Origin of the sequence: Cognatundibacterium jejuense (genome assembly GCF_014284255.1) — a bacterium.
Taxonomy (GTDB): Bacteria; Pseudomonadota; Gammaproteobacteria; order Burkholderiales; family Burkholderiaceae_D; genus Undibacterium; species Undibacterium jejuense.
This window is the reverse complement of record NZ_JACOFV010000022.1, coordinates 1-25,189: the sequence shown is the minus strand read 5'-3', so window position 1 is coordinate 25,189 and position 25,189 is coordinate 1. Positions and strand designations below refer to the sequence as shown.

Below are 25,189 nucleotides of genomic sequence, written 5' to 3'. Positions count from 1 at the left end.
CCTGAACCAAAAAATGTCGATATTTTAGAGTGAGATCGCGCTCACGCGAAATTGTTTTTCCATTCGCGTAAGGCATAAAAGTTTGTTGCGTCATCAGCCGACGTATCAATTTTTTGATGTCTGAGCAGGCCAGCAATCACGCTTGGTTCCCGGATGCGCAAAAATGGATTGGTCTGTTTTTCTAATCCAATCTGCGTCGGTACAGTAGGCTGCCCCCGATCGCGTTTTGCTTGCTCGACGGCGATACGTTGTGCAAGTTGTTGGTTGTCGGGTTCAACGGTCGCAGCAAAACGCAAGTTTCCCATTGTGTACTCATGGGCGCAATAGACAGCAGTGTCATCCGGCAGGCGCGCCAGTTTATCGAGGGAAGATAGCATTTGTGCTGGCGTGCCTTCAAATATTCGTCCGCAACCTCCAGCGAACAGGGTGTCGCCACAAAACAGCCAGTGTTCTTGCAATGAAAAATACGCGATATGACCTAAAGTGTGACCCGGAACGTCGATGACTGATAAATCAATACCTGGTTCTGGTAGATGAACCGTATCGCCTTCATGTAAGGGATGCGTAACTGACGAAATGCTATCATTTGCCGGGCCATACACTGGAATCGTAAGATGTGCTCCATTGGACGCTAGCAACTCCTTAACACCGCCAATATGATCAGCATGGTGGTGCGTGAGTAAAATCGCCGATAATATGAGCTTATGTTGTGCCAGTGCATGTAATATGGGCGTTGCGTCACCTGGATCGACGACAATGGCGTGTTTGCCATTGTGTATGATCCACAAATAATTGTCCTGAAATGCAGGCACCGTCAACATCGTCAGAGAATTGTTCATAGACACATGGATTCATTGGAAAAGGACATTATAGACCTCGACGCCTGGTTGCAGTTACCGGCCGGGCGCTATGTGCTCGAATGGGAGCAAGCCTTACTGGCTAAATTGACCGTGGACATCTTTGGCTATAACGCTGTGCAAATTGGCATGCCACAGATAGATGGTTTAGCTGCAAGTCGTATGCCGAATCGGTGGTTGACGAACTCTGTTTTGCGGGAACCTAATATTGTCGAGGGTGAAACAGAACAACGACCCATAGTCTTGCTGCATGACTTCTCAGAGCTACCTTTCGACTCCCAAAGTATAGACCTGATTGTATTGCCACACGTGTTGGAGTTCACCAACGAGCCGCACCAGCTTTTACGTGAAGTTGAACGCGTATTAATCCCCGAAGGCCGCCTGATTATTAGCGGTTTTAATCAGGCGAGCTTGTGGGGCGCAAGGCAGTTTGTCGGACGTTTGAATAAGAATTATTTTTTGCCGCAGCAAGGCGAATTTATCAGCTTTACGCGGATGAAAGACTGGTTGAAATTATTAAATATGGAAGTAGGTGGGCATGAGTTTGGTTGTTATGTGCCACCATGTCGTTCTGAGAATTGGTTGCAGCGCTTTCATTTCATGGAAAACGCTGGTCAAAAATGGTGGCCGTATCTGGGGGCAGTGTACATGGTGCAAGCGGTCAAGCGCGTACGCGGTATGCACCTGATCGGTCCCGCCTGGAAGCAAAAACGCATGGCACGTGGAAATGCGGTTGCCGTCGTTAACAAAGCAAAAAAATAAACCATGGATAAAATTGAAATTTATACGGACGGCGCATGCAAAGGTAACCCCGGCGTTGGTGGTTGGGGGGCGCTACTTGTTGCTGGTGACAAAGAAAAAGAAATGTGTGGCGGTGAAAAAGACACCACCAACAATCGCATGGAATTGATGGCCGTGATTCAAGCGTTGGGTGCCTTAAAGCGTCCATGTCATATCACTTTGCATACCGATAGCCAATATGTGCTCAAGGGTATTACCGAGTGGATTACTGGCTGGAAAGCAAAGGGCTGGAAAACCGCCTCCAAAGCGCCCGTCAAAAATGTCGACCTATGGCAAGCGCTGGATGCAGCGCAGTCCACCCACAAAATCGACTGGCGCTGGGTGCGTGGCCATACCGGACATCACGGTAATGAACGCGCGGATCAACTTGCTAATCGTGGTGTGGAAAAAGTGTTGGCGGGTGAGGCGTAAAGAGCTGGATTTAGCTTTCCTGCAATATAATTCGATGACTTACAGGACCAGATTGGATGAGTTGCTTCATAAATAAAAAGCGGAGTATAACTTTTTCTGAGGTGAATCAGCAGCGTCGCCTGACCTTACTGGCAATGGCGAGCGCTCTTGTTTCACCCGCGCTGGCGGCAAGTGATCCCGAATTGCCGCTATTGATCTGGCAGTTGACGGATCAATTTAACCATCCTTTGCCAACTAAACCGACAATACAAAGGTTGGTCGATTATCTGGGTACAAAAGCGGGGCTGCGCTTTCATTTGCAAGCTTATCCTTGGAATCGCGCTTTGAAATTAGCCAATGAAGGCGTCGCCCCGATTTGGGGCTTGTCGCAAACGCCAGAGAGATTGCAGCGCTTCGTTTTTTCGCATCCCATTTACGAAACTAATGTGTGGATGCTCGTCAATAAAACTCAAACAATGCCATTCACATCACTTGCATCGCTTGCCGGGAAGCGCGTCAGCACCTTCCGCGGCGTATCTTACGGCACCGAATTTGAAGCGGCAAAAAATAATTTATTTACCGTTGAAGAAGATAGCGATAACCTCAATGCAAGATTGGCGAAACTGATCGCCGGGCGTTGTGATGTCATGCTGCACGCGAACCATGCCAGAACCGCAGAGCAGGTTGTTGCTGAGTTAAGTGATTATGGCTATGACGCAAATCAACTGCGCGTAATGGAAAACCCTCTGTTGTCTGAACCCGCTTATATCGCGATTCTCAAAGAAAAAGTCGGTAGTTTCGCTATGGATGAACTCAATCGCGTCATTGATGCCGGGCGACGAAACGGGGATGTGGAGCGATTGTTGCGGGATTGACTTTCCTCGGCGTGGGGTGAGTTGTGCTTTTTGCGGATGGGATTTATTCTCTCGAATGTCTTAGCCAATTCGCATAAATAGCGTTTGCATTTGCTACCGCAGTTTTACTTTCTTCAATGGATAATTGATTTTTGAGTTCACTTAATAATGCGTCACCATACAGGCTTGTTATGCCAATGTGATCATTGATTTGTCGCATCGCACTGGCATAAGTGAACGCTAGCAGAGGATTTTTTTCCGCGACGCCGGTACTCTCGGTATATTCCCTCTCTAAAACGGACAGACTTGAGTAATCTCCGTCATTTGCACGGTTTGCAAGTTGTTCAATTGCTTGCTTTTTCCACTCAAGCACCAATGGATCGTTGGGTCTGGTTTTTAAGGCGGAATTGTCACCAAAAGGACCTGCCTGAAAATAGCTAACGTCGGCCGCGTCAACTTTGTTCTTTGCCGCAAACGTTAAATAGTCGAGACGTGAGGTTCTCATACGTTCGGTTAATCCACGACATAGTTTTTCTTTTTGGTCTATTTCGTCGTCAGTCATTTCCCGTACATGAGGAAAACCAAAGTATGGAACGAATCCGAATTTTTGAAATGTAATACATCCGTCAATGAGTAAAAATGCCGCATACGCATCTTTGGGATCATGAGTTGCAATTAAACGGTCAACTTGATCAGATAAGGAGACAAGCACTAGTCGTGAAGTGGATGTTGTTGATGCAGCATGGGTTTTGTCAAACGGAGAGTGCTTCCACGTTTCAGGCGATTGAGGCTGATGCTGAGATTCAAAATTGCTTGTCGAATTTTTGGTAACAAAAAGAAATGTAGCAGAGCCAGCAATCAATGCAAAAAAGAACAAAAGAGCTGCTTTTGATTGCGCTTTATTCATGGATGATTTGTATTGTGTTGACGATTGTCAGACTTCCGAGCATTGCAATTAGCGTGACGTGAATGCAAGGCAATATGAAAGGGATTGGAAATATGATTATATCAATTTTATTGCTGTAACTGATTATTAAAATATTTATGCCTGCAGAGGGTTTAAGAGCTAACTGCTACCGCATCCTCCGCCACAGCTGGAGCCGCAACTCGATCCGCAGCTAGAACCGCCGCAGTCGCCCGAATGTCCTGGGCTACAGTCGCTGCTTGATCCGCTGTCGATAGAAAAACTACCACAGCTTGAGCCATCACTCGAGGAATGATTCGTTTTTGATGCTGCTCGATTTCTGTTACTCGCCAGGCTTGGTTGAAGAAGTTGTTCGAAAGTGTACTGATTGATTAGTCCGAGGGCGAGTAATTGTGCTGGTTGAAAACTGTGAGGGAAATGCATGCTGCCGGATGCTTTTCCTTTGGAGGTCATGGGCTGAAATCCTAGCCTGTCTGCGATGTGTTGATATGCGTATCCATACGGCATTTTCAGGCGTAGATCTAAGGTGAATAAAGACGGAACTTCGGAACTTACTTCCGATATACCATCTAACCTTCTGGCGGTCACCAGACAAACGGCAAGTGCATTTTCTATCGAGCCCGGCATATCCGAATGTTCTATATGTGGAATGGTGCGGCCAAAATGTTCCATACAAAATTTATCGAGGGAAATGGATGAGAATTTATTCCAGGCATGCCATACAGAGTCGGCTGCCTTCGATGGCAGGGCGCAAGCTTGTTGGCTGCACGTAACGCAGTCGAAAAATTTCATGAGTCCTTCGCTCGCCTGGGCGAAAAAAAAGGCATTCTGTGGAATGCCCGGAAATTCGAATTGCGCTGTTTTTTGCCAGTACATAAAAAGCGATGGCGGCATTGCTAGCAAGAGTGAGCGATAACGAGACTGGCGTATAAACCACGTCGCACGATATTGCGCCAGTTGGTCATTTAGATTTTCTATTAACATTTGATCTCCTTTTTTGTTGTTTTTGTAAAGTCATGGTAGGATAAATTAATGACTTTTCAATGACTTCTGTATCAGGAAAACTACGTATTCTTTTTTCACTGAGTTGCGGCTTATGATTGCAGTTCCATTTCCAAACGCTGTAAAAACTGATGCACGTGATACGCATCCACCAGGCCATGATGGGCAAATGTGCCGACTGGCATCAGCATTTTTCCATGTTTTTGTTCAAATTTTCCCACTGAAATTTTCGGCACACTGTCACGGCCATCGAGTTGGCGTGCATGTGTGATGCCAGTGAATTTAATCCATGGCATCGCAGAGAAATGGATCACATCATCACGTGCGCATTCGTCATTGAAACATAGCCCGACGCTGCCCCTTACTTTTTGCATTGCCAATTGTGCCTCAGCCGCAAATTGTGAAAAATCTGCTTGGAAGTAAATCGGGCAAAAACCAAATGTATGGTCGGCACGACTAATCGTGGCATTGACGTGGATAGTGTCATACACGACCACTTGTTGATCTTCAATCCGATAACGCATGGCTTCGGTGTGATTGATGGCGATCAGGGTTTTGTGCAGGTAATACAGAAAAAATGATTGCTGCTCTTGTTTGCAGAGTGCATACGCCTTACTGCAATCTACATCGGCAATGATGCCGTGAAATGGCTCATCCAATTGCGAAAAAAATTGGTAATGTTCGCGGCGATTCCAGGTGCTAAGGTCGAGAATTTTTTTCATATTCGGTGGTCAGTGCGGCTGAGGGCAATGCGATGGCCATTACCAAAAAAATAGGGATAGTCAGACTATCCCTATTTTGTCATGCTTAGCAAATTTTTTCTTGCGCTAACTCAGTACGAGCGTAGCGATGCCTTAGCGCAAGGGTTTACTTAATGATTAACGCATTGCTGCAATCATTTGCTCTAACTTGACGGTATCAGCACAGAATGCACGTATGCCTTCAGACAGCTTTTCCGTTGCCATGGCATCTTCATTGAGCTGGAAGCGGAAAGCCTTTTCGTTCATGTCGATTTTGCTGACATCCGATGCTTGAGCCAGTTCTGTGCTCAGTTTTTGGGTTACGGTGCTGCTGGAGTCAGCCAATTTTTGCAATAAATCCGGGCTAATGGTCAATAAGTCGCAGCCTGCTAATTCCAGAATTTGTGAAGTATTGCGGAAGCTTGCACCCATGACTTCGGTTTTGTAACCAAACTTGCGGTAGTAGGAATAAATACGTTTAACCGACAGCACGCCCGGGTCATCGGCGCCGAAAATTTCCTGACCGGTTTTTGCTTTATACCAGTCGTAAATGCGACCAACGAACGGTGAAATTAATTGCGCGCCTGCTTCTGCGCATGCAACTGCTTGTGCGAGGCAGAACAGCAAAGTCATGTTGCAACGGATGCCTTCTTTTTCCAGAACTTCTGCAGCGCGGATACCTTCCCAAGTAGAGGCGATCTTGATCAGAATCCGTTCACGTGAAATGCCAGCAGCTTCGTACATGGCGATCAGTTGACGGCCTTTGGCGACAGTTGCTTCAGTGTCAAAAGACAAGCGTGCATCTGTTTCTGTAGAAACGCGGCCCGGGATTTCTTTTAAAATTTCTAAGCCAAAAGCGATCAGCAGATGGTCGATGGTTTCGTCGATCGATTTACCTTTGGTGTCGGTAACTGCTTTTTCCAGCAAATGCTTGTATTCTGGTTTTTGTACCGCTTTTAAAATCAGTGAAGGATTGGTGGTCGCGTCACGCGGAGTGTAGGCCTTGATTGCCTGGAAGTCACCAGTGTCGGCAACGACAGTCGTGTATTGCTTGAGTTGTTCTAATTGATTCATAGTAGGGACAATATCAAAAACATCAGGGGTTGACTTCAACGATAGGTGATCCTGTAACGATATCACCAATCACGGCAGCTTCATAGAAGCCACCCTCACGGAAAATAGCTAAAACTTGTTCTACAGCGCCAGCATCGCACGAGACCAATAGGCCGCCCGAGGTTTGCGGGTCAGTTAATAAGGCTTGCTGTGCCGGGGTGATGTCGGCGTGTAATTTGACGTCGGCACCATAGGCCGCCCAGTTTCTGGCGGAGGCGCCGGTGATAAAGCCATCAGTTGCTAATTGTTCGACTTTATCCAGAAGCGGAATGTGTTGCATCGTCAGATTCGCTTGTACTTTGGCACCGCGACAGACTTCTAATAAATGGCCCAACAGGCCAAAGCCAGTGACATCCGTCATCGCGTTGACGCCAGCAAGTTGCGACAGATGTTGTCCAGGGCGATTTAATTTGGTGGTGCTGGCGATCATGCTTGCATAGCCAGTCTCGTCCAGTGCTTGCTTTTTGAGTGCGGCGGAAAGGATTCCTACGCCCAGGGGTTTGCCCAGGATTAACTTATCGCCAGGTTTGGCGTCGGCATTGCGTTTGACTTTAGATGGATGAATTAAACCCATCACGACCAGACCGTAAATGGGTTCAACTGAATCGATTGTATGGCCGCCAGCAATAGGAATGCCTGCTTCGGCGCAGATGGATTCGCCACCCTGAATGATTTTGCCGATCACATCCAAAGGCAGCTTGTTGATCGGCATACCGACCAGAGCTAATGCCATGATAGGTGTGCCGCCCATCGCGTACACGTCAGAAATTGCGTTGGTGGCAGCGATACGCCCAAAATCAAATGGATCATCGACGATAGGCATGAAAAAATCAGTGGTCGCGATCAGTGCCTGCTCATCATTGAGTTTGTAGACGGCGGCGTCATCGGAGGTTTCTATGCCGACCATGAGCGCGGGCGGGACGGGAAAACCAGTCGACTTTTTGAGAATTTCAGACAAAACGCCTGGTGCAATTTTGCAGCCGCAGCCACCACCGTGGGAAAAAGAGGTTAAACGTACTGGTAACTCGGTATTCGTTGTCATGGCTTTTTCTATTGTGGCGTTCATCAAACATCTGATTATACGCCCGACATTGACGGGTTAGCGGTAACACAATAAAACTTATGGCAAAGAGCCATTGAGCTTGTTAGGTATGATTAGGCCTGATTAGGTCTGATTTTTATCATTTCTCTAAGTATAAAAAAAGCGACCACCGGAGTGATCGCTTTTTGATGATATGGCTTATCTGATAATGACTATGTTGCCCTTATCAGTCTGGCGTATCAGGTATCAATAGTCGCCGAATGAACGACGTGTGCTGCCTTCGTTGGAGCGATTGCCCTTGTAGCCGCCGCTGCCTTCTTTGCGTGGACCTGAGCCAGTGCCGTTACCGGAACCTGCTGGTTTGCTGAAAGAGCGTTGCGCTGGCTTGTTGGCGCCAAAGTTGTTGCCAGTTTTGCGGCTGTCGCCTGGTTTCCAACCAGTTGGCTTACGCGCTGTGGAGGAGCGTGATGGTGCTGCTGTTTTCTTTGGTTCAAAACCTTCGATGACATCGACAGGAATCAATTGCTTTGTGAAACGTTCGATACGCTTGACGTGCATGCTTTCTGCGTGGTTCACCAAAGAAACTGCCAGACCTTTGCGACCAGCACGACCAGTACGACCGATACGGTGTACGTAATCTTCCGGGAACTTAGGCAAATCGTAGTTGAAAACGTGTGTGATGCCTGGTACGTCGATACCACGGGCAGCAACGTCAGTTGCAACCAAAACACGGATCTGACCACGACGCAAGCCGTCTAATGTGCGGTTACGAGCGCCTTGATGCATGTCGCCATGCAAAGCAGCAGCAGCGAAACCAGCGATGTTCAGACGATCTGCGATCGTATCTGCATCACGCTTAGTTGCAGTAAATACCACAGCCTGATCAACAGAAACGTCACGCAACAGGTGGTCGAGGATACGATTTTTATGCGACAAATCATCCACGAAGTGAACTTTTTGCTGAATGTTTTCATGCTTACTTGCAGAACCGGCGATCTGAACGATCAATGGTTCAGTCGTGATGCGTTTTGCCATGTTACCAACAACGCCATCCAATGTTGCAGAGAACAACATGGTTTGACGTGTAGGCGGTGTTGCTGCAACGATTTTTTCGATGTCGTCGATGAAACCCATATCCAACATACGGTCAGCTTCGTCCAGAACCAACATTTGCAGTTCGGAGAAGTCAATCTTGCCAGATTCCATGTGGTCGATCAGACGACCAGGTGTTGCCACCAGAATTTCTGGATTACGGGACAATAATTGCATTTGTTTTGGGTAAGGCATACCACCCAAAATCGATACGGCCTTGATGCGGCGGGAATAAGCACTGTATTTGTCAGTTGCTGTTGTTACTTGCAAAGCCAGTTCACGTGTTGGTGTAAGTACCAACATTTTTGGTTTTGCAGCAACGAAACGTGGACGATCACCACGGGAACGTGCCGATTGACGTTCCTGGTTAGGTGTTTTGCTGTTGTCATAGCTGACAACTTCAGCGGAAATTAATTTATGCAAAGCTGGCAGCATGAATGCTGCTGTTTTACCGGAACCAGTTTGGGAGGAGACCATCAGGTCACGACCTTCAATCGCAGCAGGAATAGCTTGTTCTTGTACCGATGTTGGCTTGGTGTAGCCAGAGTCAGTTAATGCGCGGATCAGGTTAACGTGGAGGCCTAGTGCTTCAAAACTCATGGAATTCTTTCGTAAAAATTTAGCGCGATGCAAACGTAACGCGCGCAAAAATGCAGCGCCAACCAAACGAAATGAACACAGAAAATCCAACTACGGACGACAATGAGATTTCGGCACAAAAGCTTTGCGCCGGGATGATGTCTTTGGTGAAACTAGACATGCTGGGCGGGAGGGCTTTTACATGCTCTATCCAGATGGATGAGCATAGGCTTGCGATGCTACAGTTCTTTTGCTGCGATTTATTGCGGTGCAAAAACAGAATGATACATGATTTTGAAGAATATCGCAGAAGTTTTTGCGCCTAACATGTTGATTATGCTGGTTACACTAGCTTTTTGGCTTGCATACTCCTTGCCAGTCCAGTTCCGCATAACCATTCGCGCGGAAGCGGAAACGCTGATCTAACCAACCCTGGGCGAATAAGGCCAGTACCTGGTCGTAATAGAGATCGGGCTTGATAGGTAATGCTTGCAGACGCAATTGCTGTTGTTGCAATGTTTTGGTATTTTTGCTGGCATGCAAAAAAGGCAGTAAGGCAGCAGAAAAACCGCTACTTCCTACGCTTTTAACGTCGCCAGTCTGGATATCAACAAATTCTGGCGGGTAGCCTTTGCTCTCGGTTAAGTTCGCCATGGGTTGCAGGGTTTTAAGCAAAATAGGCCGATCGCTATCTTTATCGGCCATCATGCCAGCCCACAAATAAACACGGATCGCATTGTAGCCACCGTAACCTTTTTCTGCGCCCTGGCTATCCACCGTAAAACCTTGTTCTGGATTGAACAGTATCCAGTCGGCACTATATCCCTTGGGCGAAGCGCCCAGAATAATTTTGAGTGACGAGGAAATTAATTTTTTCCAGCGCGGATCTTTGTCGCTGTGCTCAAACCAACGCAGTAGTTGCAGTGGGGTATAGCTGGGATTGAGCTTCCACTGATTATTCGCTAATGCAAAACCCTTGGGAGCGGGTAGGAGCGTTAGCCCAAGTTGAGGCAGTTCTGCGGTTTCTTCACTGAGTATGCGCTGCGCAAGCAGTGTTGAAAGGGCCGTGTACCGTTTATCTTTCCAGACTTCACCCGCAATCCCGAGTGCATAGGCGATCCACAAATCGGCGTCAGATGCTGAGTTATTGTCGACCACACCCCAAGTATTGTCTGGCCTTTGTCCCCATTGCCACGCTGGTAAATGGGCCGTCAGGTCGCCACTGGCAAGATTATTTTCGGTCCATGTCAGGAGTGATTGGAAGCTAGCCTTGTCGTTAGCCGCAAGGGCAAAAAACATCGCGTAAGCCTGGCCTTCAGACACTGTGGGTTTGATGCTACCGCTATGATCAACTACACGACCATCGGCGGTGATAAAAGTACGTTTGAATTGCTCCCATTCTGGCCATGTGCCTGAGCAAGTGGCGCTGGCTATTACTGATTGTGAAGTGAAAAGGCTGACGAGTCCGGCAGAGACGGCAATGAGCGCTTTTTTCCATTGCTGGCGCAATGAGTGTCGTAAAAAGTACTTTGGTGGTTTCATAGTTTCGTTGAGTAAAGCAAGTGAGCCTGATACGATGCCTGACATATCAAATACCGATAAACTACAAGTGTTTTTGCTGTCGTCCGACAGTGTAATCTATGGAGGCAAATTTGAGATTCAAAAATCTGATCGTCGGTTCATTGTTTGCATCATTCTCCGCGCTTACTGGCGTGGTGCAGGCTGAAACCCTCTCTGTTGCTGTGGCAGCCAATGTGCAATATGCGTTTGAAGATTTAAAAACTGCGTTTAAGCAAGAAACCGGTAATGATCTGGTTGGTACATTTAATTCATCCGGCAAATTTGTCGCTCAGATTAGTAATGGCGCCCCATTTGATGTGTTTTTATCGGCGGACATGGAGTTCCCAGAAAAATTATACAAAGATGGGTTCGCCACTGCCACACCAAAAGTCTATGCCTATGGCGCTCTGGTATTGTGGACGACAAAAAATATCGATCTGACACAGTGGCAATTGGCGCTGACCAGCAATCAGGTTGCACATATCGCAGTGGCCAATCCTAAGGCTGCACCTTATGGACGCGAAACGATGAAAGTATTAAGTGCCTTGAAGCTGGATCAGGGTCTGCAACCTAAACTGGTGTTTGGTGAAAGTATTTCACAAACCAATCAGTACATCCATTCCGGCGTGGTGGACGTGGGCTTCACTGCAAAATCTGTTGTGCTTTCTCCGGAAATGCAGGGGCAAGGTAAATGGGTCGATGTGCCCAAGTCAACTTACCAGCCGATTGCACAAGGTGCAGTCATCTTAAATTACGGTAAAGAGCATCACGCTAAAACAGCACAGCAGTTTTACGATTTCTTGTATTCCGCCAAAGCGCGCGCGATTTTTGAACGTTTTGGTTATTTGCTGCCATGAATCAATTGACAGGGTTGATCGCAGGGGTTGAAGCACATGGCAGTGTGGCGCTGGTGGATGTGAGCATAGAAGGTGGTTTGCGCTTATCAGCAACTTTGCTGGGACATCCAGATCAGCTCGCAACATGGCGCCTGACTCAGTCAGTCAAGGTCTTGTTTAAAGAAACGGAAGTCGCATTGGCTAAAAATTTGCAAGGCCAGATTAGTTTGCGCAATCGTATACCGGGCGTGATTCTGGCGATAGAAAAAGGCCAGATTTTGACGCGCGTCGTCATTGCCGTTCACGGTCTCAAGGATGTCACCATCAGTTCCGTCATTACTACACGTTCTGCGACGCATTTAAATTTGGCGAACGGCGATACAGTTGAAGCGTTAGTGAAATCGAACGAAATGACGATACAGGCTCTATCTGATACGGAAATTTCATCATGATGGATCTTGATTGGCAACCACTGTGGCTGACATTTAAATTAGCGAGCTGGACGACTTGTTTGCTGATTCTTTGCGGCATCCCACTTGCCTACAAAATTGCCTACACACAAAGTCGTTTTAAACCTGTACTGGAAACCTTGGTCAGCATGCCTTTGGTGTTGCCGCCGTCTGTATTGGGATTTTATTTGTTGTTGGCGTTTAGTCCGCAGCAAGCGTTTGGTCATTGGCTTGAGCACTATCTGCACGTTAAGCTGGTATTTAGTTTTCCAGGATTAGTTATCGGTTCGATGATTTTCAGTTTGCCATTTATGGTGCACCCTATTCAGGCAGGGTTGCAAAATTTACCGCCAAATTTGCTCGAGGCATCACGTACTCTTGGCAAGTCCAATTGGTATAGTTTGCGGCATATTTTGCTGCCAAATATTAAACCTGCGATCTTGACCGGCATCGTTTTAAGTTTTGCCCACACGATAGGTGAATTTGGCGTGGTATTGATGATAGGTGGGAATATTCCTGGCGTTAGCAAAGTGGCGTCGATTGCGATTTATGACGAAGTTGAAAGCCTCAATTATCCGGCGGCACATTTGTACGCGGCCGTTTTGTTTGTGCTCAGTTTTAGCGTGCTGTTAATCGTGTATTTGATTAATCGTCGTCATGCTCATCTGCTGCGGGCAGGGGCGGTGCGCTTATGATCAGAATTGAATGTCGCAAACATCTCGCTAGTGCTACAGGTGGCTTGCAATTAAACGTGCAGATGCATATTGAGCGCAATGCATTCGTCACGTTGTTTGGTCCTTCAGGTGCGGGTAAAAGCACGCTATTGCGCATGTTGGCTGGTCTTGACCATCCTGATAGCGGTGTTATCGAAGTCGCTGGTGAGGTCTGGTTTGATAGCGATAAGAGGATCGCATTGCCACCGCAACAGCGTTCGCTGGGGTTGGTGTTTCAAGACTATGCTTTATTCCCGAACCTGACAGTCGCTGAGAATGTTGCCTATGCACTGACTAAGTCACAGAAACATCAATTGGCTCGATTATTAGAATTGAGTGGCTTGTCTGTGCTTCAAGATCGCTTACCGGCGAATCTGTCTGGTGGACAAAAGCAGCGTGTAGCGCTGGCGCGTGCATTGGCAAGAGTGTTGAGCGGTGCGATTGATGGTAAATCACCATTGCTCTTACTCGACGAGCCTTTGTCTGCTTTAGATGTGAGCTTGCGCGTGCAGTTGCAGGATGAGTTGCTCGCCTTGCACCGTGAGTTTGGACTGACCACGGTCATGGTCAGTCACGATATTGCTGAGGTGTTTAAATTATCACAGCAGGTGTTTGTGATTGAAGTTGGCGCAGTGATTCGTTCTGGCTCGCCATCCGCCGTATTTTTGCAACAGCAATTGCAAGGTCAATTGCAACTGCAAGCGCAGGTGTTGGCGATACGTAAAGAAGATGTGGTGTTTATTTTATCTCTGTTAGTCGGGCAAAATATTGTGGAAATCATCGCTGCGCAGGATGAAGTAGAGAACTTACGTGTTGGAGATACGATTGCGATTGAAGCGAAGGCGTTTAGCCCTATGATTTTTTCCTGAGACGTAGATATAACTTGGCGCCGGAAATAAAAAAAGCTGCGATCACTCGCAGCTTTTTTACTTTGAAATCTTAAGCCAGAAATTATTGGCTGTACGATTCCGCATTCAAGCCCATCACGTGGGAGAAGCCGCCATCAACATAAGTGATTTCGCCAGTGATACCGTTAGCCAGATTAGACAACAAGAAAGCTGCAGTATTGCCGACATCTTCAATTGTTACGTTACGGCGCAGTGGTGCATGTTCTGCCACGAAACCCAATAATTTACCGAAATCTTTAATGCCGCTGGCAGCCAGGGTCTTGATCGGGCCAGCAGAGATGCCGTTGACGCGAATGCCTTTTTTGCCGAGGTTTTCTGCCAGGTAACGGACCGATGCTTCCAGCGATGCTTTCGCCAGACCCATGGTGTTGTAATGCGGGATAGCGCGGATTGCACCCAGATAAGACAAAGTCAGCAACGCGGAATCTTCACGCAACATTGGCAATGCTGCTTTCGCCATTGCTGGGAAGCTGTAAGCCGAGATGTCGTGAGCGATACGGAATGCTTCACGGGAGAAACCGTCGAGGAACTCACCAGCAATCGCTTCGCGCGGTGCGAAGCCGATAGCGTGCACCAGACCATCCAATTGATCCCAGTGTTGGCCGAGGTCTTTGAATACGGCTTCGATTTGTTCATCGCTGGCGACGTCGCAGTCGAAAACCAGTTTGCTGTCAAATTCTGCAGCGAAATCGGTGATTCGGTCTTTGAAGCGTTCACCAACATAAGTGAATGCAAGTTCAGCGCCTTCGCGTTTGCATGCTTGCGCGATGCCGTAAGCGATAGAACGGTTGGACAGCAAACCAGTGATCAGAATTTTTTTGCCTTGCAGAAATGCCATGTTAACTCCAGGTATTTATCGTAATACTGGTAAGGTTTGCAGGGCAAATTGCCTTGCAAACCTGCGCCAATCCTACGCTGTGGTTTTTGCTTAGTTTTTACCTACCCATCTTTTAAAGACGATGGCAGCGCAATCCAAGCTTTACTCATAGGTCTCGCGCACATCTACTTCACATGCAAGCACGCTAGATTTGCGTAAGACCTAACTAATTTTTCAGGATTCATTTTGCCAGCGACACTTTGCCAGCTAAACCTTATTTCTTTTATTCTCAGAATACTCGACAAACGTTTTAGCTGCTTTGGCCGATTTTGCTGCATTAGCTGCACTAGTACATCTATTTATGTACCCGAATATCGAGAATTTGTTGCGTCCGGACAAGCCGTTTCACGACAATAGGTCGGAATTGTAGTTGTTAAGCGCAAATCGGGCAAATACTAAGTTCATGACTTTGAAACAAAGAGTTTCTATTTAACAAGCTTGGCTAACCAATTTCATGCGCTCAGGCCCATCAGTGTTTTTCATCATAAAAAACGTACGACTGTCCGTTTTTTTATCAAAGGACAAAGCGCATCGATTTTAGTAAAGCCCCCGGTAAAATTGCGCCGCCGGTGTGGCGTTCGCCATACGAGCGATCATCCATGATCGTTTCTGTTTCTTTCGTTAATGCGAGCAGATCTTCGCCTAACATGCGGAATAGGGATTCATCAAAACGCATCACATTCAGCGGTGCCTTGATCTCGCCATTCTCCACCCAGAAGCTGGCAAAGCGCGTCATTCCGGTAATCCGACAATTGGCGCGATCAGAAAAATTCAGATACCAGAGATTGCTAATGTAAATACCAGTGCCAAGTTGCTTCAATGCATCCTTCATGGCTAAGTTGCCAGCCTGCATACGCAAAGACTTGGCTGACTCAGCGCCATCTGCGCCATTGCTTTGTACTCCATATTCTTTTGCACTGCGCGGCGAAATCATGCTGCCAACTAATTTGCCCGCGTCGATCAGCTTAATTTGCTCCGGTTTAATAAAACCTTGCGCCTGAAACACGGGTTCCAGGCCTGCCAGACTATCTTCACTGAGATGCACATCCGGATGCAGGCTGACTTCACCCGCTTGTAAGCGGCGCAGGCAGCTTTGGTGGGTGCGCAGTGACTTTTCTGACAAACCACCCCAGTTCAGCATCATCAATAATTCATTGAGAGCCGTCGGTGTCAGATAGGCGCGATAACTACCAGGGGGAATGCTGATGGCTGGTAACGCCAGTAACGCTAATTGCTGCTTTGCTTCGTCAAATTTTTGTTGAAATTGGCTTTTGTCCCAGCTAAAGCCTGCATAGTTCGATTTGACAGCCTTGTCGCCAGCATGAAACAGGCTCCAGTCGAAATTGACGTTTCTGCTTTCAAACCAATTTTGTTGTCCATAGGAATTAGCAAAGCCGCGGTATTGCGTGCCGGTCGTCAAAATCCCAACCATATCAAGGCCTGTTGAGGCCTCCAGAATATCAGCCACCATTTGCTCCGCATCCGGTAATGACGACGACTGAATGTGGCTGCTATTGTTGACGTCAGATGCGATCAATAAATGGGGGTCTGCAGGCAGATCACCGATTTGTTCACGGAGCATGTTTAACGTCTCGCTCAAGCTGTTGCAATCTTGTTCTATTTCACCAGAGAGATTCAGGCTGCTGCTGACATGCGTTTGTCCTTGCAGCAGTTGCAGGCGCATAACGATTTGCACGACATGACCGGGTTGACGGATGACACTACGATTAAAACGGACGAAATCGGTTTTTTCTGCTGACAACCAGCAAGTAAAACGTTCGGAATCCGAGATATGTTGTCGCAGAGTGTGTGTTAATTGTTGAAAATAGGTTTGCATCACGCTTCGCCTCCAAAAACCTCGACCTGATCGAATAAGCAAGCGGGTGATGCGTGACCAACGCGGATCACCTGTGAAGGTTCACCTTTGCCGCAGAAAGGTGTGCCCATAACGGCGTAGGTCGAAGCATCGCCGACCATTTTTAAAGAGCGCCAGAAGCTTTCTGAGATACCGCGGTAATTGGGGTTTTTGACCAGACCTTTGAGTTCGCCATCCTGAATGAGCTGACCATATTCGCAACCAAATTGAAATTTATTACGTGAGTCATCAATAGACCACGAGACATTCGTATTCATCAGTACGCCATTTTCAACGGACGCAATCATGTCGGTTAAACTGCTGCTACCGGCTTCGATATTCAAATTTGCCATGCGATCGATCGGTGGACGGTTCCAGTCGCATGCACGTGAATTGGCAAGTCCGGCCATGCCTGAGCGCGCCTGTGATAGTGCGCTACCGAGGGGCCGCTGCAAAATGCCATCGCGGATCAGCCAGGTTTTTTCAGCTGGTGTGCCGTCGTCATCCCAACGATAGCTGGCAAATTCTTCAGCTCTTTGTGGATCATGTGTAACGTTCAGTAATGCCGATCCGTATTGAAAATGTCCGAACATATCGGGCGTCACAAAACTGGTACCAGCGAAATTACGCTCGTCGCCTAGGATGCGATCAAGCTCCAGAGGGTGGCCAATCGACTCATGAATCTGCAGCATCATTTGTTCTGGCATCAGTAACAAATCCATGCGTCCGGAAGGGCAGTTTTGGGCGCTTAGCAGATCAATGGCTTGTTGTGCAATGCGTTGGCCGGAACCGTAAAAGCCAGCGTGTTGCAAGACCTCCATGCCACCTTGATGGCAGAAACCATTGTATTGCCCACCCAATGTACGGGTCTGAGTTTCTGAACCCTGATTGGCGGTGACGCTGAGATTCGGAATCAGATAATCAAAATGCTGATGGATATCGGCTCCCGTGCTGCTGATGAACCATTGATCCGTGCTGATGCGTGACATGGAGGCGCTCCAGTCAACGACACGGGGATCGATCTGACAGGCCTGCGATTCTTGCATCAGCAGCGCAATGATTTCTTTGCGGTTCCAGCTTTGCGCGCTGGGGCCATAGTGTTCGCCTCGCGCCGCCGATTGCGGAATCGCACTAAAATCAGTGACTGATTTGCCCGCACTCATTGTTGCCCAGTCATGCGCCCGTTGTATTGCCTGCTTTACGCCGCTACGTGACAAATCGCTCGTTGCCGCATAGCCATAACCACCCTGATGAACCACGGTGAACATCGCACCATGGCTGCGCATGCTGTTGAGTGGCTGCAAGATATTTTGTCGTACGTTTAATTCTTCACTGCGTTCATCAACGATGCGCATAGAGCAGAAGTCGACTGCTGGTATCAATTCTTTGAACAAATTTTTTATGGCATCCAAGTCTTGCTCCGTCTTCTGCTATTACACCCTGATTGTGCTTTCACAAGGTGGTAATGTGTAAAATACAATATTGTCTTGATAGTACTATATTTTTCTCGCGATGAAAGCCTTTACTAATTTTCAAATAAATAGCTGTCTATATTTTTCAGCATGCTGCAAACCGCGCGGGATAGCACCTAGCAAGGTCTTGGTATAAGCTTGTTGTGGGTGATGGTATAAATCATCGGCGTTGGCCAGTTCAACCACTTTGCCTTTGTTCATGACCATCACCTGATCAGCGATGTATTTGACCACTGCCAGATCATGAGAAATAAAAATATACGATAAACTAAATTCTTCTTGCAGATCTTGCAGTAGATTTAAAACTTGCGCTTGTACAGACACATCGAGCGCAGACACCGATTCATCGCACACTAACACTTCGGGCTTCATGGTCAGACAGCGCGCTATTGCAATACGCTGGCGCTGGCCGCCAGAAAACTCATGCGGGTAACGCTGAAATGCGGCGACGGGTAATCCAACCTTGTCGAGCAATTGTTTCGCCATGGTCGCACGTTCAATGTCATTGTTGCCTATGCGGTGGATATGCATGGGCTCCATCAGAATTTGACCGATGGTAAAGCGCGGATTCAAAGACGCATAAGGGTTTTGAAAGATAATTTGAATTCTGCGCTTGTATTGCAAAAATTCTTTATTCGGCATCGATAAAATGTCTTTGCCATCAAAAAATGCTTGCCCGCTGGTCGCCTGATGCAGACGTAATAAGCATAGACCAACGGTGGTCTTGCCCGAACCGGATTCACCTACTACGCCCAGCGTTTTTCCGCGGGCGAGTTTGAACGAGACATCGTCGACAGCTTTAAATTCTTTTTTACCGAACAGGCCTTCGCGTGTATAAAAACTTTTACTGAGGTTGTTGACTTCCAACACGATATCTTCGTCCCCACATAAACCACGTTGACGTTCTTTTTGTTCTGGTAAAGTACCTTGATTATTCATAAAGTCAGCAATCACCGGCAGACGCCATGGGCGGCTGTCGAGCGACGGGCGGCAATGCATGAGCGCCTGCGTGTAAGTATCCTGCGGACGCTCAAAGATTTGCTCAACCGAACCCGCTTCACGGATTTCACCATGACGCATCACAATCACGTGACTGGCAATTTCACCAACCAGTGCCAGATCGTGCGTGATAAACAGCACCGACATATTGCGTTTGATACGCAAAGCGTTGATTAAATCGATAATCTGTTTTTGTATGGTGACATCCAGTGCCGTCGTCGGTTCGTCGGCAATCAATAACTTGGGTTCACACGCAATTGCCATCGCGATCATGACGCGTTGCTGCTGGCCGCCTGACATCTGGCTAGGATAGGCGTCGATTTTATTTTTTGGGTCAGGAATACCAACTTCATCAAGCAATTCTATTGCCCGCGCGCGCGCTTGCTTCGCATCCATGCCCATATGTAAGCGTAGTACTTCTGCGATCTGAAACCCGACCGTAAAGACCGGATTGAGCGAGGTCATCGGCTCCTGAAAAATCATCGAGATATCTTTGCCGCATAACTGACGGCGCTGGCTGATACTCAGTTCCAGCAAACTCTTACCTTCAAAAGTAATTTTGCTATCGCCGGAAATGCTGGACGTGTCAGCCGGTAACAGTCCCATGACGGCGAGCGAGCTGACAGATTTGCCGCTACCAGATTCGCCTACCAGGGCAACGGTGGCGTTGTAAGGAATCTCAAACGAAATTCCCTTAACGGTTTCTACGTTTTCTTTTTTATTGACGCGAAAAGAGACGCGTAAATTATCAACTTTGAGCAAGGCTGCTGTTTGAGAGTGGGTATTCATATCGGTCCTTATTTCAGCTTAGGGTCAAGCGCATCACGCAAGGCGTCGGTGAATAAGGAAAAGGCGGTGACCAACACGGCCATTGCCGCCGTTGCTGCCACTAATTGCCACCATTTACCAAGGATCAGTTCATTTTGCGCTTCATTAAGCATACTGCCCCACGATACCGTGCCGACTGGCACGCCAAAACCTAGAAAACTAAGGATGACTTCAGATTTGATAAAACCGACCACCAGAATAGAAACTTGGACCAACGCCACATGACTGACATTCGGGAAGATATGGATAAACATCTTGCGCCAATGTGAGGCACCGATGGCGTCTGCAGCCCATACATATTCACGTGCTTTATGCTTCATGTATTCGGCACGCATTAATCGGAAAGGACCAGTCCAGCCAGTAAAAGCCAGAATCAAAATAATCGTTGAGAGCCCTTTCTGTTGTAGTACCGCTGCTACTGATAAGATCAACAGCAGGTAAGGAATGGATGTGAAAATGCTGTAAAACCAGTTAAACAGATCGTCGATTTTTCCGCCAAAATAGCCAGCCACCGCGCCAAATAGAGTACCCAGCAGCGTTGCCAGAAAGGCGGCGATAATGCCGACGAGGATGGACGTCTCTGCCCCCTTTATGGTTTTTTTGATGATGTCATGCCCCCATTTGTCCGCGCCAAAGGGCAGGGTTGCTGCACGTGTCGCAATTTTCGCTTTGCCTGATTTGGCTAAGGCAGTGCGGATTTCAGACATTTCTGCGCCAATCGGATCTTGAATGCCGTAATCATTGACAATCACCGCGTCGGTGCCAGTCTCGTGTTGGCGCAGGCTTTTGATCACATCACGTATAGGGTCAAGTGGATTATCGGTAACCTCCGCTTGTACTGCGGAATGCTTGCTCGTTGGCGAGTCATGCTGGTTGCTGTCTATACTATCTGTGCTGGAAGTGAAACTTGGAGGTGCATAGGAAACGCCAGTTTCCTGTTCCCAATCGGCGGCAATCAAACCGCTGGATGACAGCGCGATCGTTAGTAAAAATGCGGCGACAATCGTCAGCCCAACCATCGCTACTTTATCCGCGCGTAATCGACGCCATGCCAATGCCCATAGGCCCGGAGAAGTTTGTTTTGGATCATCCATGTTGCCAGAAGCTGTCTGTGAGAGCGTTTGATGCATGTTCATTCCTTATTTCAATTGAACGCGTGGATCAACCGCCTGATACAGCAGATCTGTGAGCAAATTAAATAACATCGTGGCTGCAGCAACGTAAACGGTAATTGCTTTAATCACCGGGAAGTCACTACGTTCAACGGCCAGAATTACTTCTCGACCAATGCCTGGAATTGAGAAAAAACGCTCAATCAAAAATGCACCAATAAGCAAGGCTGGTAAATTGGACATAACGTAGGTGATGATAGGAATCGCTGCGTTGCGTAACACATGTACCCATTTGATGCGATGTTCAGAAACGCCTTTGGCACGGGCTGTGCGGACATAATCCTGATTCACTTCATCCAGCACAAAAGTGCGGAACAAGCGCAGGCTTGGGGCAACGCTGACTGCCAGACTAATCAAAATCGGCAATGCGGAATATTTGAACAGGTTTTCGGTAAAGCTATTGCCCCAGCCTTGTACTGGAAATAAATTTAATTGATAAGCAAAAAAATACTGACCAACAATAATGTAGACCAGAATACTGATAGACATTGCAGTGGTGCAAATCACCATCACTGCGCGATCGGTAAAAGATCCGCGACGAAACGCAACTGCCAAAGCCAGCGCAATCGCGATCATCGTTTCTAAGATGGTTAATGGAACGAGTATCGTCAGCGAAGGACCTAAGCGGGTCAGAATGATGGATGATACCGGTTCGCCCGTGCTCCAGCTATTGCCAAAATTAAAGGTGGCAATTTGTTTGATGAAGATCCATAACTGCACGTAGTAGGGCTGATCTATACCAAGCTGGGTGCGGATGTTAGCGATTTGTGCCGGATTCGACATTTTGCCGGCGAGGATATAGGCAGGGTCGCCACCTACCCAGTTAAACAAGAAAAAAACCAGCAAAATAACACCAAGCATCGTCGGTGCCATTTGCCATAAGCGGCGGAATATATAGGTGATCATGAGAAATTCTTCATTGGCGTTTCTTGATTATTCACGAGTATCTTATTCGCGAGAATTGGTTACATATTTACTCGGTTGCTTCGTTACTTGCTTTTGTCGATGTCGATATACATCCATTCCGTCAACATGACTGGATGCTTTTTGTATCCGATAACTCGCGCTTGCGACAGCATATTGCGATAACGTGCATAACCTATGCGTTGCGCTGCGTAGACTTCCAAGATGCGTGTCATTTTGTGATACAACAAATCGCGTTCAGGACCGGCCGGAAGTTTTTGTGATTCTTCATAGAGTTTGTCGTATTCCGGAATTGCCACGCAACCTGCATTATTGAGATGAATGTTGGCACCGTAAAATAATTGCATGAAATTATCACCATCTGGATAATCAGCAATCCACGGGGAAATACGTTGCGTCAGATGACAGTCTTTTTCCGCTTTTAAAATCTCTGCGAATGGTCGGAAATCCACATTCATGCGTATGCCAACGCTATCATAGGTTTTCTTCCAGACTTCGGCTTGCAAATGCCCACGCGATTCAGTTTGTGAGGTGTAATTGATTTGAAACGGTTTGCCATCAGGCAGATTACGGTAACCATCAGCGCCTTTTTTATAACCGAACTTATCTAACAGCGCGTTGGCAGCAACGGGGTCATATTGAATACTGCTTTTATAATCAGGATCGTGACCCACGACACCCGGCGGAATGGGAAATTCTAAAGCGACAGCTTGACCATTATCCACAATCCGAATCTCATCATCTACATTGTGTGCCATTGCGATGGCACGGCGTAACGCAATTTTTTCCTTAGACAAACCACCGAATACTGGGTCTCTCATATTCCAGTAATAAACGGTCAGTTCCGGATCGACTATGCGTGATAGTTGAATTCCTTTTTGTTGGAATTCCGGTTTTAATTTACCATCGCGCATGGCTTGTGGCGCTAATCCCCCATAAAGCTGAAACAGATCGACTTCATCCTTTTGAAAGGCGAGTAAGCGGGATTGATCTTCCAAAATATCGGTGACGATGATGCGCCCAATTTGAGGAATCCGTTTGCCTTTCATTGCAGCACTTATTTTTTGATCTTCAGCATTGTTACTTCCTTGAAAGTTCCAATAAACGGGACGGTAATCTGGTTTGGCATCCAAAACCATTTTTGAACCACGTACCCATTCCGTGAGTTTGTAGGGGCCGGTGCCGACCGGATTGGCCATAACTAAGCCCTGCAAATCCTGATAATGCTCTACCACTTCTCGCGCTACAGCGGAAGTCGCTACGTAAGCCAAAATCATCGGTAAATTAAAGTCAGGACGGGTCAGATGCAAACGTAAAGTGTATTTATCTGGAGTTTCTATACCTGCAATTTTGGCGTCGTAATCAAATTTTCCAGTCTTTTTTGCTTTAGCTACCAGCTCATCGAGGCCAACGATTTTGCCTTCAAATAACCAACTGTGGCTGGATGCGATACGTGGATCCATCAAACGCTTAATCGAATACACGTAATCGTTCATCGTTAATTCACGGCTTCTTCCTTTGAATGCCTCGTCTTGCGTAAAGTAAATTCCTTTTTTTAATTTTATGGTGTAGGTTTTGCCATCGGCTGAGATGTCAGGTAAACCGTCCGCTGTCTGCGGGATAATTTTTGCCGGAGTTGCCAGATAATCATAGCTATACAGGCGTTCGAAAACAACTTCAACAATGGCGTGAGAATACAAATCTCGAGAGCCAGCCGGGTCAAAACCAGTTTCGGCCACCGGAAAAATGGTACGTAATACTTTGTCTGGATCAGCGAATTCTGTTGTGTTAGCACTGTTGAGCTTAGTTGCTGTCGTTTGTGCGAGTGTCTCTGCAGAGATACCTAATGAAATAATTGGAACACTCGTCATCAAAAATATTCCGGATAAAGTACCGATGACTTTCTTAAGTGTGCCTTCGAGATTCAACCGAGTGTCCCTTTTTGATACGAATTTGCATTTCATACAGCTTTATCTCCCGCTTGTGATTTTTTCAACGAATTGAAGATTCGTTGTATGCCGTTCTTGTTGACGGTCTGTGAAGGTTTGTTAGTGCTTGTTACAACCTGGTTATTGCTTGTAGGCGCGACTCCTTAGGGAAGGGCGCATTTTCATGGCGCCGTAACATTAGCCTATGTTTCAGTGCTTCGGGCACGTAAAATAAAAATTTTTATCAATTTAATTTTTATCCGAAAATGGATTATTCCTTAATTTTTTACTAAAAATGACGTGGCAAACGTTTGCTATGCATCTTTTTTTGCTGTCGTGCATTAAAAATTATTCCTATTTAAACGCAATTTTTATGAGTTTTACGGCTCCCTAGTGTGAAAAAGGAAATTTTATTTGCTTTATATCCGTACCAAGCAAATTTATCGAAGAAATCTTCAAAAATGAGAATTAAGCGCAGTTAATATATGCTGCAAAGCACAAAAAGATGCATTTCCTTTTGTCTCTTTTTTTTGGCAAAATGCGCCATGTTGTATTTCAGTGAAAAACTGTTGTGAAAGTATTGACAGACGGCGTCAAGAAATGGTTTTATGCGCCTTTGGAAAATTTTGGCGTAAAAATTTTCAGAATGTTTTCTTAAAATATACTTTTTTTACCAAAAGTTACAGGTAGTTCATTTTGTGGGTGGAACATCGAGCGATGTGGTGTTAGATTGATTGTCGATTTATGTAAACCAACTTGTATAACTTGCATAGATATAAGCGATTATTGGTTAAGTTCGGTTGTCACAAAAAATAGCAAAAACGAGCAAATAAAATAAAAACCAAGTTTTTGGTATTACATTTCAATTCGGTGAATGTGAATTGAACCGGAGGATATGAGTGGTTTGCAAAATTGTATGAGTCGTTTTCATTGAAAATTACAAATATATTTTGGTCTTTCTGCTCCCAGTTGATTTATAAATGGTTTTATGTGTGACGGTCGAATTAATGCGCCGTATAGTGCCTCGTAACATTTATAATTATTTTTTTGTTTGAGACGTTTTGACTTGGGTCAAATAGTAGAAATAGAACTTGTGGTTCGGGAGGAGTTTTAATGGATTTTTCAGATCGCCAGCAAGAGCCGGGTAAGAAGTTCCTTGGCATGGGGCTGGTATTAGCATTTCACGTAGTGCTGTTGTATGCGCTGCTCAATGGCTTGGGGAACAAGATCGTTCAGATCATCCAAAAGCCCATGGAGACAAAAATAGTGGAAG

At 46.7% G+C, this 25,189-nt stretch carries 22 protein-coding genes; 7 read left to right on the top strand and 15 right to left on the bottom strand.

Going from position 1 to position 25,189, the window contains the following annotated elements; genetic code table 11:
* Nucleotides 1–41: 41 nt before the first annotated feature.
* Nucleotides 42–839, bottom strand: coding sequence for a hydroxyacylglutathione hydrolase (gene gloB, locus H8K32_RS18550; protein ID WP_186914053.1), 798 nt, complete (start codon nucleotides 837–839; stop codon nucleotides 42–44).
* Nucleotides 840–845: 6 nt separating this feature from the next.
* Here gloB and H8K32_RS18545 point away from each other — a divergent pair, with 6 nt between their 5' ends.
* Genes H8K32_RS18545 through H8K32_RS18535 form a run of 3 tightly spaced genes read left to right on the top strand, consistent with a single transcriptional unit; the run spans nucleotide 846 to nucleotide 2,923 of the window.
* On the top strand, nucleotides 846–1,619 hold the full coding sequence (locus H8K32_RS18545) for a class I SAM-dependent methyltransferase (RefSeq protein ID WP_186914052.1): 774 nt from the start codon (nucleotides 846–848) through the stop codon (nucleotides 1,617–1,619).
* 3 nt (nucleotides 1,620–1,622) lie between these two features.
* On the top strand, nucleotides 1,623–2,069 hold the full coding sequence (rnhA, locus tag H8K32_RS18540; protein WP_186914051.1) for a ribonuclease HI: 447 nt from the start codon (nucleotides 1,623–1,625) through the stop codon (nucleotides 2,067–2,069).
* Nucleotides 2,070–2,125: 56 nt separating this feature from the next.
* Nucleotides 2,126–2,923 carry a substrate-binding periplasmic protein gene (locus tag H8K32_RS18535; RefSeq protein WP_222613192.1) on the top strand — a complete coding sequence of 266 codons (798 nt, stop codon included), beginning with the start codon at nucleotides 2,126–2,128 and terminating at the stop codon, nucleotides 2,921–2,923.
* Between the two features lie 43 nt (nucleotides 2,924–2,966).
* On the opposite strand, the gene H8K32_RS20205 is transcribed toward H8K32_RS18535, so the two are convergent.
* The 7 genes from H8K32_RS20205 to bcsZ all read right to left on the bottom strand — a co-directional run bounded on the left by H8K32_RS20205 (nucleotide 2,967) and on the right by bcsZ (nucleotide 10,982).
* Nucleotides 2,967–3,464 (bottom strand): hypothetical protein, encoded by a 498-nt coding sequence (locus H8K32_RS20205; RefSeq protein WP_222613191.1) that lies wholly within the window; start codon nucleotides 3,462–3,464, stop codon nucleotides 2,967–2,969.
* Nucleotides 3,465–3,968: 504 nt separating this feature from the next.
* Nucleotides 3,969–4,811 carry a glycine-rich domain-containing protein gene (locus tag H8K32_RS18525; RefSeq protein ID WP_186914048.1) on the bottom strand — a complete coding sequence of 281 codons (843 nt, stop codon included), beginning with the start codon at nucleotides 4,809–4,811 and terminating at the stop codon, nucleotides 3,969–3,971.
* A gap of 110 nt (nucleotides 4,812–4,921) precedes the next feature.
* Complete coding sequence (locus H8K32_RS18520) at nucleotides 4,922–5,551, bottom strand: CatA-like O-acetyltransferase (protein WP_186914047.1); 630 nt, start codon at nucleotides 5,549–5,551, stop codon at nucleotides 4,922–4,924.
* Nucleotides 5,552–5,707: 156 nt separating this feature from the next.
* The gene (gene tal / locus H8K32_RS18515; protein ID WP_186914046.1) at nucleotides 5,708–6,643 is read right to left on the bottom strand and encodes a transaldolase; all 936 of its coding nucleotides are present in this window, start codon (nucleotides 6,641–6,643) and stop codon (nucleotides 5,708–5,710) included.
* Nucleotides 6,644–6,665: 22 nt separating this feature from the next.
* Nucleotides 6,666–7,724, bottom strand: a complete 1,059-nt coding sequence (gene selD / locus H8K32_RS18510) for a selenide, water dikinase SelD (protein ID WP_186914045.1) — start codon at nucleotides 7,722–7,724, stop codon at nucleotides 6,666–6,668.
* A 246-nt stretch (nucleotides 7,725–7,970) separates the two neighbouring features.
* A complete protein-coding gene (locus H8K32_RS18505) occupies nucleotides 7,971–9,416 on the bottom strand; it encodes a DEAD/DEAH box helicase (RefSeq protein WP_186914044.1) in 1,446 nt (481 codons plus the stop codon).
* Nucleotides 9,417–9,743: 327 nt separating this feature from the next.
* Nucleotides 9,744–10,982, bottom strand: coding sequence for a cellulose synthase complex periplasmic endoglucanase BcsZ (gene bcsZ / locus H8K32_RS18500; protein ID WP_246447484.1), 1,239 nt, complete (start codon nucleotides 10,980–10,982; stop codon nucleotides 9,744–9,746).
* Between the two features lie 65 nt (nucleotides 10,983–11,047).
* On the opposite strand from bcsZ, the gene modA reads away from it, so the two are divergent.
* From modA to H8K32_RS18480, 4 genes are read left to right on the top strand one after another with little or no spacing between them, the layout of a single operon-like run.
* A complete protein-coding gene (modA, locus tag H8K32_RS18495; RefSeq protein WP_246447483.1) occupies nucleotides 11,048–11,812 on the top strand; it encodes a molybdate ABC transporter substrate-binding protein in 765 nt (254 codons plus the stop codon).
* Nucleotides 11,809–12,243, top strand: coding sequence for a TOBE domain-containing protein (locus H8K32_RS18490; RefSeq protein WP_186914042.1), 435 nt, complete (start codon nucleotides 11,809–11,811; stop codon nucleotides 12,241–12,243). The genes modA and H8K32_RS18490 overlap by 4 nt, the downstream gene beginning before the upstream one ends.
* Nucleotides 12,240–12,935, top strand: a complete 696-nt coding sequence (gene modB / locus H8K32_RS18485) for a molybdate ABC transporter permease subunit (RefSeq protein WP_246447482.1) — start codon at nucleotides 12,240–12,242, stop codon at nucleotides 12,933–12,935. Before H8K32_RS18490 ends, modB begins: the two co-directional genes overlap by 4 nt.
* Nucleotides 12,932–13,822, top strand: coding sequence for an ABC transporter ATP-binding protein (locus H8K32_RS18480; protein ID WP_186914041.1), 891 nt, complete (start codon nucleotides 12,932–12,934; stop codon nucleotides 13,820–13,822). Before modB ends, H8K32_RS18480 begins: the two co-directional genes overlap by 4 nt.
* Before the next feature lie 82 nt (nucleotides 13,823–13,904).
* Here the strand turns inward: H8K32_RS18480 and fabI are convergent, their stop codons facing one another.
* The 7 genes from fabI to H8K32_RS18445 form a co-directional block, all read right to left on the bottom strand.
* Nucleotides 13,905–14,699: an enoyl-ACP reductase FabI gene (gene fabI, locus H8K32_RS18475; RefSeq protein WP_186914040.1), complete on the bottom strand. Its 795-nt coding sequence runs from the start codon at nucleotides 14,697–14,699 to the stop codon at nucleotides 13,905–13,907.
* Nucleotides 14,700–15,252: 553 nt separating this feature from the next.
* Nucleotides 15,253–16,575, bottom strand: a complete 1,323-nt coding sequence (locus tag H8K32_RS18470) for a TldD/PmbA family protein (RefSeq protein WP_186914039.1) — start codon at nucleotides 16,573–16,575, stop codon at nucleotides 15,253–15,255.
* Nucleotides 16,575–17,948, bottom strand: coding sequence for a TldD/PmbA family protein (locus H8K32_RS18465; protein WP_186914067.1), 1,374 nt, complete (start codon nucleotides 17,946–17,948; stop codon nucleotides 16,575–16,577). Before H8K32_RS18465 ends, H8K32_RS18470 begins: the two co-directional genes overlap by 1 nt.
* Nucleotides 17,949–18,125: 177 nt before the next feature.
* Complete coding sequence (locus H8K32_RS18460) at nucleotides 18,126–19,853, bottom strand: ABC transporter ATP-binding protein (RefSeq protein ID WP_186914038.1); 1,728 nt, start codon at nucleotides 19,851–19,853, stop codon at nucleotides 18,126–18,128.
* 8 nt (nucleotides 19,854–19,861) lie between these two features.
* Entirely contained in the window at nucleotides 19,862–21,022 is a 1,161-nt protein-coding gene (locus tag H8K32_RS18455) for an ABC transporter permease (protein ID WP_246447481.1), read from the bottom strand.
* Between the two features lie 9 nt (nucleotides 21,023–21,031).
* Nucleotides 21,032–21,970 (bottom strand): ABC transporter permease, encoded by a 939-nt coding sequence (locus H8K32_RS18450; protein ID WP_186914037.1) that lies wholly within the window; start codon nucleotides 21,968–21,970, stop codon nucleotides 21,032–21,034.
* Nucleotides 21,971–22,053: 83 nt separating this feature from the next.
* Nucleotides 22,054–23,859: an ABC transporter substrate-binding protein gene (locus H8K32_RS18445; protein ID WP_186914036.1), complete on the bottom strand. Its 1,806-nt coding sequence runs from the start codon at nucleotides 23,857–23,859 to the stop codon at nucleotides 22,054–22,056.
* Nucleotides 23,860–25,189 lie beyond the last annotated feature (1,330 nt).

Coding starts and splice junctions, on each gene's coding strand:
- gloB (WP_186914053.1), bottom strand. CDS start 839: ATGAACAATTCTCTGACGATGTTGACGGTGCCTGCATTTCAGGACAAT.
- H8K32_RS18545 (WP_186914052.1), top strand. CDS start 846: ATGGATTCATTGGAAAAGGACATTATAGACCTCGACGCCTGGTTGCAG.
- rnhA (WP_186914051.1), top strand. CDS start 1,623: ATGGATAAAATTGAAATTTATACGGACGGCGCATGCAAAGGTAACCCC.
- H8K32_RS18535 (WP_222613192.1), top strand. CDS start 2,126: ATGAGTTGCTTCATAAATAAAAAGCGGAGTATAACTTTTTCTGAGGTG.
- H8K32_RS20205 (WP_222613191.1), bottom strand. CDS start 3,464: ATGACTGACGACGAAATAGACCAAAAAGAAAAACTATGTCGTGGATTA.
- H8K32_RS18525 (WP_186914048.1), bottom strand. CDS start 4,811: ATGTTAATAGAAAATCTAAATGACCAACTGGCGCAATATCGTGCGACG.
- H8K32_RS18520 (WP_186914047.1), bottom strand. CDS start 5,551: ATGAAAAAAATTCTCGACCTTAGCACCTGGAATCGCCGCGAACATTAC.
- tal (WP_186914046.1), bottom strand. CDS start 6,643: ATGAATCAATTAGAACAACTCAAGCAATACACGACTGTCGTTGCCGAC.
- selD (WP_186914045.1), bottom strand. CDS start 7,724: ATGACAACGAATACCGAGTTACCAGTACGTTTAACCTCTTTTTCCCAC.
- H8K32_RS18505 (WP_186914044.1), bottom strand. CDS start 9,416: ATGAGTTTTGAAGCACTAGGCCTCCACGTTAACCTGATCCGCGCATTA.
- bcsZ (WP_246447484.1), bottom strand. CDS start 10,982: ATGTCAGGCATCGTATCAGGCTCACTTGCTTTACTCAACGAAACTATG.
- H8K32_RS18490 (WP_186914042.1), top strand. CDS start 11,809: ATGAATCAATTGACAGGGTTGATCGCAGGGGTTGAAGCACATGGCAGT.
- modB (WP_246447482.1), top strand. CDS start 12,240: ATGATGGATCTTGATTGGCAACCACTGTGGCTGACATTTAAATTAGCG.
- H8K32_RS18480 (WP_186914041.1), top strand. CDS start 12,932: ATGATCAGAATTGAATGTCGCAAACATCTCGCTAGTGCTACAGGTGGC.
- fabI (WP_186914040.1), bottom strand. CDS start 14,699: ATGGCATTTCTGCAAGGCAAAAAAATTCTGATCACTGGTTTGCTGTCC.
- H8K32_RS18470 (WP_186914039.1), bottom strand. CDS start 16,575: ATGCAAACCTATTTTCAACAATTAACACACACTCTGCGACAACATATC.
- H8K32_RS18465 (WP_186914067.1), bottom strand. CDS start 17,948: ATGCGCATCGTTGATGAACGCAGTGAAGAATTAAACGTACGACAAAAT.
- H8K32_RS18460 (WP_186914038.1), bottom strand. CDS start 19,853: ATGAATACCCACTCTCAAACAGCAGCCTTGCTCAAAGTTGATAATTTA.
- H8K32_RS18455 (WP_246447481.1), bottom strand. CDS start 21,022: ATGCATCAAACGCTCTCACAGACAGCTTCTGGCAACATGGATGATCCA.
- H8K32_RS18450 (WP_186914037.1), bottom strand. CDS start 21,970: ATGATCACCTATATATTCCGCCGCTTATGGCAAATGGCACCGACGATG.
- H8K32_RS18445 (WP_186914036.1), bottom strand. CDS start 23,859: ATGACGAGTGTTCCAATTATTTCATTAGGTATCTCTGCAGAGACACTC.